The sequence below is a fragment of the Nonomuraea sp. B10E15 genome (genome assembly GCF_039871615.1).
In the GTDB taxonomy this organism is placed as follows: domain Bacteria; phylum Actinomycetota; class Actinomycetes; order Streptosporangiales; family Streptosporangiaceae; genus Nonomuraea.
The window spans coordinates 88,786-97,242 of record NZ_JBDPMB010000032.1 but is presented as its reverse complement, the minus strand read 5'-3'; the positions used below and the strand labels follow the sequence as shown (position 1 = coordinate 97,242).

5 protein-coding genes are annotated in these 8,457 nt (G+C 69.8%); 3 read left to right on the top strand and 2 right to left on the bottom strand.

Going from position 1 to position 8,457, the window contains the following annotated elements:
* Positions 1–343 precede the first annotated feature (343 nt).
* Positions 344–2,434, top strand: coding sequence for a S9 family peptidase (locus ABGB14_RS46130; protein WP_347650231.1), 2,091 nt, complete (start codon positions 344–346; stop codon positions 2,432–2,434).
* Positions 2,431–3,432, top strand: coding sequence for an L-glyceraldehyde 3-phosphate reductase (gene mgrA / locus ABGB14_RS46125; protein ID WP_347650230.1), 1,002 nt, complete (start codon positions 2,431–2,433; stop codon positions 3,430–3,432). The genes ABGB14_RS46130 and mgrA overlap by 4 nt, the downstream gene beginning before the upstream one ends.
* On the opposite strand, the gene ABGB14_RS46120 is transcribed toward mgrA, so the two are convergent.
* Entirely contained in the window at positions 3,401–5,833 is a 2,433-nt protein-coding gene (locus tag ABGB14_RS46120; protein WP_347650229.1) for a lysylphosphatidylglycerol synthase transmembrane domain-containing protein, read from the bottom strand. The genes mgrA and ABGB14_RS46120 overlap by 32 nt on opposite strands.
* A gap of 149 nt (positions 5,834–5,982) precedes the next feature.
* Between ABGB14_RS46120 and ABGB14_RS46115 the strand changes: the two genes are divergently transcribed.
* A complete protein-coding gene (locus tag ABGB14_RS46115) occupies positions 5,983–7,989 on the top strand; it encodes a molybdopterin oxidoreductase family protein (protein WP_347650228.1) in 2,007 nt (668 codons plus the stop codon).
* Here the strand turns inward: ABGB14_RS46115 and ABGB14_RS46110 are convergent.
* Positions 7,976–8,446 carry a GNAT family N-acetyltransferase gene (locus ABGB14_RS46110; protein WP_347650234.1) on the bottom strand — a complete coding sequence of 157 codons (471 nt, stop codon included), beginning with the start codon at positions 8,444–8,446 and terminating at the stop codon, positions 7,976–7,978. The genes ABGB14_RS46115 and ABGB14_RS46110 overlap by 14 nt on opposite strands.
* Between the last annotated feature and the right edge of the window lie 11 nt (positions 8,447–8,457).

The window sequence follows — 8,457 nt, the reverse complement described above, 5'->3', positions numbered from 1 at the left end:
GAGGCGTTCATTTCGTTGTGTCTTAACTCTTTCAGCCGTTCAAGTCCCTGTCAAATTGACCGGACCTGCACAACCTGCGGGAATTAAGCGCCGCCCCCTTTCGGAGACAACCCCTCTAACTTACCAGGTCGTAGGCGGTTCGGCGAACCGGTCTCCCGACCCAGCAGTCACAGGGGATTGCCGCCGGCCCACGACACAACACGCCAATATCACCGGAGTGAGAGGAGGAGGTTGCGCCGCACCGCGTCGGCTTCTCAAGATTAGCAGCGCTCCGGACCGCTCGGGACTCGTTCGCCGCGCTCTACGGCCACAGATCGATCACGACCGAACATAGACTCCCCACGTGAGCAGCAACACGCCACCAGTGGCGAAGAAGGTCCGGACCGAGCGCATCCATCATGGCGACACCGTCATCGACGAGTACGCCTGGCTGAGCAACAAGGAAGATCCCGATACCACCGCCTATCTGGAGGCGGAGAACGACTTTCTCAAGAAGGAGACCGCTCACCTCTCCGAACTCCAGGAGCAGGTGTTCCAGGAGATCAAGGCCCGCACCCAGGAGACCGACCTGTCGGTGCCGAGCCGCAAGGGCGCCTGGTGGTATTACACGCGCACCGAGGAGGGCAAGCAGTACGCCGTCTCCTGCCGCGTCCCCGCCGACAGTGACGCGCCTCCGGTGATCACGCCGGGCGAGCGGCTCGACCGCGAGCAGGTGATCATGGACGGCAACGAGCTGGCCGGCGACAGCCCGTTCTTCTCCGTCGGCGCCAGCTCCGTCACCCCTGACGGCTCGATGCTGGCCTACTCGACCGACTACAAGGGCGACGAGCGCTTCACGCTGAGGTTCAAGAACCTCGAGACCGGCGAGGTGCTCCCCGACGAGATCACGGACATCTTCTACGGAGGGGCCTGGTCGGCGGACGGCTCCGCGTTCTTCTACACGCGCGTCGACGACGCCTGGCGCCCCTTCCAGGTCTACCGGCACACCCTGGGAACGCAGGAGGACGTGCTGGTCTACGAGGAGAGCGACGAGCGTTACTGGGTGGGCATCGGGCTGACCAGGAGCGAGCGCTACCTGGTGCTCAGCGCGGGCAGCAAGATCACTAGTGAGGTGCGCGTCCTCGACGCCATGGATCCGTCGGGCGAGTTCAAGGTCGTCCGCCCCAGGAAGACCGGCGTCGAATACGGCGTCGAGCACGCCGGCGACTTCTTCTACGTGCTCCACAACGAGAACGCCGAGAACTTCGAGCTGGCCACCGCCCCGCTCGACGACCCCGGTTCCTGGACGCCGCTGACCGCGCACAGGGACGACACGAGGCTCCTGGAGATCGACGCGTTCTCCGACCACGCCGTGGTGCACTTCCGGCGCGAAGGGCTGACCGGCCTGCGGGTGCTGCCCTACGGCTCCGCCGGCGGCACCTGGCGGGAGCGGGTCGAGGCCTCCGAGCGGAACGCGTACGAGATCGACTTCCCCGAGCCGCTGTACGACGTCGGACCGGCGGGCAACCCCGAGTTCACGACCACGCGGCTCCGGCTGGCGTACACGAGCATGGTCACCCCGCCCAGCGTGTACGACTACGAGCTCCACTCGCACGAGCTGATCCTGCTCAAGCAGCGCCCGGTGCTGGGCGGCTACGACCCGGCCGACTACGAGCAGTTCCGCGACTGGGCCACGGCCGAGGACGGCACGAAGATCCCCGTGTCCATCGTGAAGCGGAAGGACACCGCCAGACCGGCTCCCACCGTGCTGTACGGGTACGGCAGCTACGAGACCTCCATCGACCCCGGCTTCTCGATCCCGAGGTTGTCACTGCTCGACCGCGGCTTCATCTTCGCCGTCGCGCACGTCAGGGGCGGCGGCGAGCTGGGCCGCCGCTGGTACGAAGAGGGCAAGCTGACCAGGAAGCGCAACACGTTCACCGACTTCGTGGCGGCGGCCGGGCACATGAAGGAGAGCGGCTGGAGCGAGCGGGTCATCGCGAGGGGCGGCTCGGCCGGCGGGCTGCTCATGGGCGCGGCCACGAACCTGGCGCCCGAGCTGTTCGCGGGCGTGGTGGCCGAGGTGCCGTTCGTCGACGCCCTGAACACCATCCTCGATCCGTCGCTGCCGCTGACCGTGATCGAGTGGGACGAGTGGGGCGACCCGCTGCACGATCCCCAGGTCTACGCCTACATGAAGAGCTATTCGCCGTACGAGAACGTGGACGGCAGGGCGTACCCGCCGATTCTGGCGATCACGAGCCTGAACGACACGCGCGTCCTCTACCACGAGCCGGCGAAGTGGATCGCGCGGTTGCGGGCGACGGCGGGCGGCGGGCCGTTCCTGCTCAAGACCGAGATGGGCGCGGGGCACGGCGGCCGCAGCGGACGTTACGACGCCTGGCGTGAAGAGGCGTTCGCGCTGGCCTGGATCATCGAGAGGGGCGCGTCATGACGTATCAGGCCGACGACCGGCGTTACGAGCGTCAGCCGTACAACCGCAGCGGCCGCAGCGGGGTGAAGCTGCCGGCGGTGTCGCTGGGCCTGTGGCACAACTTCGGCGACAACCGGCCGATCGACAACGCGCGGGCGATCCTGCGGCGGGCGTTCGACCTCGGGGTGACGCACTTCGATCTGGCCAACAACTACGGTGTCCCGTACGGGTCGGCGGAGCGGAACTTCGGCCGGATCCTGGGCGAGGACTTCGCGCGCCACCGCGACGAGCTGATCATCTCCACCAAGGCCGGCTTCGACATGTGGCCCGGCCCGTACGGCGAGTGGGGTTCGCGCAAATATCTGCTGGCCAGCCTCGACCAGTCGCTGGAGCGCATGGGCCTCGACTACGTCGACATCTTCTACAGCCACCGTCCCGATCCGGACACGCCGCTGGAGGAGACCATGGGGGCGCTCGACCGGGCCGTGCGCTCGGGCAAGGCGCTTTATGCGGGCATCTCCAACTACTCGGCCGAGCAGACCACCCAGGCGGCGCGGATCATGCGCGAGCTGGGCACGCCGCTGCTCATCCACCAGCCGTCCTACTCGATGATCAACCGGTGGATCGAGGACGGGCGGCTGCTCGACGTGCTGGAGGAGGCGGGGATGGGCTGCATCGTGTTCTCGCCGCTGGCGCAGGGCGTGCTGACCGACCGCTACCTCGACGGGGTGCCGGCCGACTCGCGCGCGGCCACCAGCCGTTTCCTGCCGCAGGAACGGATCGACCGCGAGCTGGCGCGCGACCTGAACGAGATCGCGAGGGGTCGCGGGCAGACGCTGGCTCAGATGGCGTTGTCGTGGGCGCTCAGGGATCCGCGGGTGACGAGCGTGCTGATCGGCGCGAGCAGCGTGCGGCAGCTCGAGGACAACGTGGCCTGCGTGGACGGCCCCGCCTTCACCGAGGACGAGCTCGCGGCCATCGACAAGATCACAGGGCCTCGTGCCGCTGGAGGTAGGTGAAGGAGGCCCAGCCGGGCAGCACCGGCAGCCAGAACGTGAGCAGCCGGTGCAGCAGCACGGCCGACGTGGCCAGCTCGGCGGGCAGCCCCGCCACGGTGAGGCCGAGCGCGAGCGCTCCCTCGACCGCGCCCAGCCCGCCGGGTGTGGGTGCGGCCGAGCCGATCGCGTTGGCCGTGAGGTAGACGACGGCGACGGCGGTGAAGCTGAGCTCTCCGCCGAACGCCGCCACGCACGCGTCCAGGCAGACGATGAACGCGATGGTGATCATGAGCGTGCCCAGGCCCGCCTCGATCATCTTGCGCGGCGACTGCAGCACGTCGAGCAGCCGCGGCAGGACGTTGGAGAAGAGCCTGCTCATCCGCGCGGTGACCATCCGGCGCAGCGGCGGCACGCCGAGCACCACCACGACCAGCAGCGCCACCGCGAGCAGCACCACGACCAGCCCGCGCGACGGCGTGAACGCGGTGTTGGTGGTGGAGCCGGTGATGTAGGCGAACAGCAGGAGCAGCGCGATGTGGAAGATCATCATGATGAGCTGGGAGGCGCCCACGCTGGCCACCGCGCTGGCCGGCGAGATGCCGCGCTTCTGCAGGTAGCGGGTGTTGATCGCGACGCCGCCCACGGCCGCGGGCGCGACGAGCTTGACGAACGAGGCCGCGAACTGCACGAGCACCGTACGCCAGAGAGGAAGGTTCTCGGGCACGAATCCGCGCAGCATGCACGCGGCGGCCACGAAGCTCACGAACGAGGCGACCAGCGCCAGCCCCGACCAGGCCCAGTTGGCCGTGGTCACCACCTGGTAGACGTTGACCTGGCTGAGCTGGGACAGCAGGAAGTACGCGGCCAGCGTGCTGGCGATGATGGTGATCAGGGTGCGCGGCCTGAACCGCTCCAGCCGCACCTCTTCGACCTTGCCCTGCGGCTTGAGGGCCACGATGTGCTCGCGGATGCCGGGCAGGACCTGTTTGGCCTTGGCCAGGGCCGCGCGGGTCTCCCTGGTCAGGGCGATGCGCTGGAGCAGCGGCAGGGCGGCGGCCAGCGTGTCGGCCCCCATGACGGCCGCCGCGGCCCTGACCGAGCGCTCGGGGCCGACGCGCAGCGCCAGGTAGGTGAGGAGCTGGGCGACGTCGAGCCTGAGCAGCAGGTCTCCGGCGGCGATCTCGCCGCTGCGCGCGTCGGTGAGCACGACCCGGCCGGCGCCGTCGAGGTGGATGCTGTCGCCGGTGAGCCTGCGGTGCGCCAGGCGCTGGATCTGCAGCAGCCCGACCTGCTCCCAGATCTGGGCGAGCAGGTCGTCGTCGATCTCTTCGTCCGGCACCTCGTCGAGCGGGCGCGTCTCGATGTGCTCGTAGGCGAGCAGCGCGGCCTCGGTGCCGATCTCGCTGGTGCCGAGCAGCCGGGGCGTGCTGGCGCCGGCCGCCTGCGCCGCGTACGCCATGAGCGCCTCGCGTTCGAGCTCGGCGCGCAGCGACCTGATGGCTCTGCGCCTGGTCTCGGAGTGGAGCCTGATGCGCCGCCACAGGCGGTAGGGAAGCCCCGCCACCTGCCGGTCGCGGTCGAGCACGGTGACGTCGAGGCTGCTGCCGTCCTGCAGGCCGATGGCGTAGCGGCGGCTGCCCTGGTGGTCGTCCTCGATGCGGCGGGCCGAGATCGGCGTGAACGACAGCTTGCGCAGCGCGGCCACCACGGCGCTGCCCGGCGGCCTGGTGTTGGGGCTGCCGACGCCGTAGAGGGTGGCGTAGCCGATGGCCATGCCGACCAGCACGGTCACGATGGCGCTCGGCAGCGTGATCTGCCTGCCGGAGAAGAAGGCCAGGATGTAGAGGGCGATCGTGGTCCACATCAGCATCCGCCACGTGGGGCGGCGCGAGATGCGCACGGCGGTGGCGTACGCGATCACCGAGGTGAGCAGCGTGTTGAGCGGCTCGATCTTCCTGTCGCCGGTGAGCAGCACGCGCAGGTCGTCAACGTTGCCCGCGACGAGCCACTGCCCCAGCAGGAACGATCCGGCGATGCCGATGATCGCGGCGATCAGACCTTCGGCGACGCGCAGCCCGTCGCGGTGGAAGACCCGCTCGACGGCGAAGGCCGTGGGCACGATGAGCACGGCCGCGCCGCCCAGGAACGCGGCGATCCTGCTGAGCAGGGGGACGAGTTCGGCGCCCTCCTTGACGTCGGCCTCGAGGCCGATGAGCGTCTGCTTGGCCACCAGGGCGAGCAGGATCACCGCGCCGAGCACCGCGAGCGTGGCGAAGAACCGCAGCAGGTCGGACGGGCGACGAAGGCGCTGCGGCAGGAGCGGCTCTACGACGTAGACGTCGGTGTCCGCGCGCGACTCGGCCACGGCTGGATCCCCCTCCGCGAGGTCCTCCGTGTCATCTCGTTCCCTGATTTCGGCCACCGACAGTGATTCTGCACCTTCCCGGCTGGACCGTGAGATCTTTAGGTGTTCAGTGTCCTCAAATCAGCCCCCTAGTCCTCGCACCGGGCAGGCTACACGCTGGAGATCCCACCGTTCACCTCCGATTTCCGCGACGTAGGCTGTGTGCCATGCCGGGTGATTTGAGAGTTCTGGGGGCGTGTCCGCTGGACTGCCCGGATACCTGTTCCTGGGTGGTCACGGTGAAAGACGGCCGGGCCGCCAGCCTCCGCGGCAACCCCGACCAGCCCTACACCCGGGGCGCGCTCTGCGTGAAGGTCAACCGCTACCTGGAACACACCCGGGCGGACGACCGCATCCTCCACCCGCTGCGCCGCACCGGGCCCAAGGGCTCCGGCCAGTTCGAGCGCATCACCTGGGACGAGGCCCTCGACGAGATCTCCGTGCGGCTGCGCGGCATCGTCGAGGAGCACGGCGGCGAGGCCATCTGGCCCTATCTGGGCACCGGCTCGCTCGGCTACCTCCAGGGCTGCGAGGGTGTGGCGGGGCGGCGGTTCTGGAACATGCTGGGCGCCTCCAAGCACTATCTCAACATCTGCTCGGGCGCCGGCAACAGCGGCCTGCGGCGGACGACGGGCACCGCGGCCGGGATGGACCCGGAGAACTTCGCGCTGGCCAAGCTGGTCGTCTTGTGGGGCACGAACACGCTGACCAGCGGGCACCACCTGTGGAAGTTCGTGCAGGACGCGCGGGCGAACGGCGCGTACGTCGTCGCCGTCGACCCCATCCGCACCAGAACCGCCGACCAGGCCGACGAGCACCTGGCGATCAGGCCGGGCACGGACGCCGCGCTGGCGCTCGGGCTGCTCAACGTGGTGCTGGCGGAGAACGCGCAGGACGATGCGTTCCTCTCCGCGCACACCGAGGGCTGGGACGACTTCCGCGAGGAGATCCTGCGCCACCCGGTCGAGCGGGTGGCCGAGATCACCGGCATCCCCGCCGAGTCCGTCCGCGCGCTGGGGACGCGGCTCGCGCACACCCGGCCGACCGCGCTGCGGGCCACGCACGGCCTGCAGCGGCACGCCGGCGGCGGCACCGCGCTGCGCACGATCGCCGCGATCCCCGGCGTCACCGGCGACTGGCGCCATCCGGGCGGCGGCGTCGCCTTCTCCACCAGCGACCACGTCCACCTCGCCATCGACCGGCGCGACGACCTGCTGGCCCGGCCGGTGCGCACGCTGGTCATGACGAAGCTCGCCTCGCAGCTCCACGACGTGAAATGCCTGTGGGTGTACGCGGCCAACCCGGCGGGCTCCTCCCCCGACGCGAACACCATCAGACGGCAGCTCGCCCGCGAGGACCTGTTCACGGTGGTCATGGAGCAGTTCCCCACCGACACCGTCGACTACGCCGACATCGTGCTGCCCGCGACCATGCAGACCGAGCACATGGACCTGCACGCCGGCTACGGGCACCTCTACCTGCTGTGGAACGAGCCCGCCGTGCCACCGCCCGGCGAATGCCTGTCCACGACGGAGACGTTCAGGCGGCTGGCCAGGCACATGGGAATGACCGAGCCGTCGTTGTACGACTCGGACCTGGAGCTGGCCGAGCAGTTGTTGTCGAGCGGGCATCCCTCCCTTGAGGGCATCACCCTGGACCGGATCCGCAAGGAGGGCTGGGTGCGGATGAACTACCCCAAGCCCTTCGCGCCGTTCGCCGACGGCTTCCCGACGCCCTCCGGCCGGCTGCGCTTCCCGCCCGCCGGGGAGGCGTACGTGCCGCCCCACACGGTGCGCGCGGCGGGATCGTCGCCGTACCCGCTGACGCTGATCACGCCGGCGTCGCACCTGTTCCTCAACACGACGTTCGGCAACAACCCGGAGCTGCGGCGGCGGGCCAAGGACCCGGTGGTGCTGGTCAACCCGGCCGACGCGGCGGCGCGCGGGCTAGCCGGCGGTCAGCGGGTGCGGGTGCACAACGAGGGCGGCGAGTTCCTGGCCGACGTGGAGATCAGCGACCGGGTGGCGGCCGGGGTGGTGGCCTCGCCGAAGGGGCGCTGGCCGAAGCTCACCCCCGGCGGCGCCAACCCGAACGCGGTCGTGGCGGAGCGGGACGGCGACATGGGCCGGGGTCCCGCCTTCCACGACAACCTGGTCGAGGTCACTCCAGTTTGAGCTTGTAGCCGACGTGGGAGGCCGTGAAGCCGAGGGAGTCGTAGAAGCGGTGCGCGTCCGTACGTGACTTGTCGGAGGTGAGCTGCACCATGGCGCAGCCGCGCGCCCGCGCACGGTCGACGGCCCACTCGATCATCTTGCGGCCGAGCCCTCTGCCCCGCTCGGAGGCGGCGACCCTGACGGCCTCGATCTGGCACCGCTCCGCGCCCAGCCGCGACAGCCCGGCCAGGTAGGTCAGCTGCATGGTGCCCACCACCTTGCCGTCGCGCTCGGCCACGATCAGCTCGTCGTACGGGTCGGCGTCGATCCGCTCGAACGCCGCCAGATAGCGCTCGTCGCCCGGGTCTCCCTCGCGCTGGGCCCCGAGCGGGTCGTCGGCCAGCATGGCGACGATCGCGGACACGTCGCCCACGCGGGCCTGCCGGAAGAGCAGCGACAGCACGTAGTGGGACTCCATGAGGTCGGGGT

What these genes read in the sequence shown, in the direction of transcription:
- mgrA (WP_347650230.1), top strand. Translation starts at nt 2,431, where the DNA reads ATGACGTATCAGGCCGACGACCGGCGTTACGAGCGTCAGCCGTACAAC.
- ABGB14_RS46110 (WP_347650234.1), bottom strand. Translation starts at nt 8,446, where the DNA reads ATGGAGTCCCACTACGTGCTGTCGCTGCTCTTCCGGCAGGCCCGCGTG.
- ABGB14_RS46115 (WP_347650228.1), top strand. Translation starts at nt 5,983, where the DNA reads ATGCCGGGTGATTTGAGAGTTCTGGGGGCGTGTCCGCTGGACTGCCCG.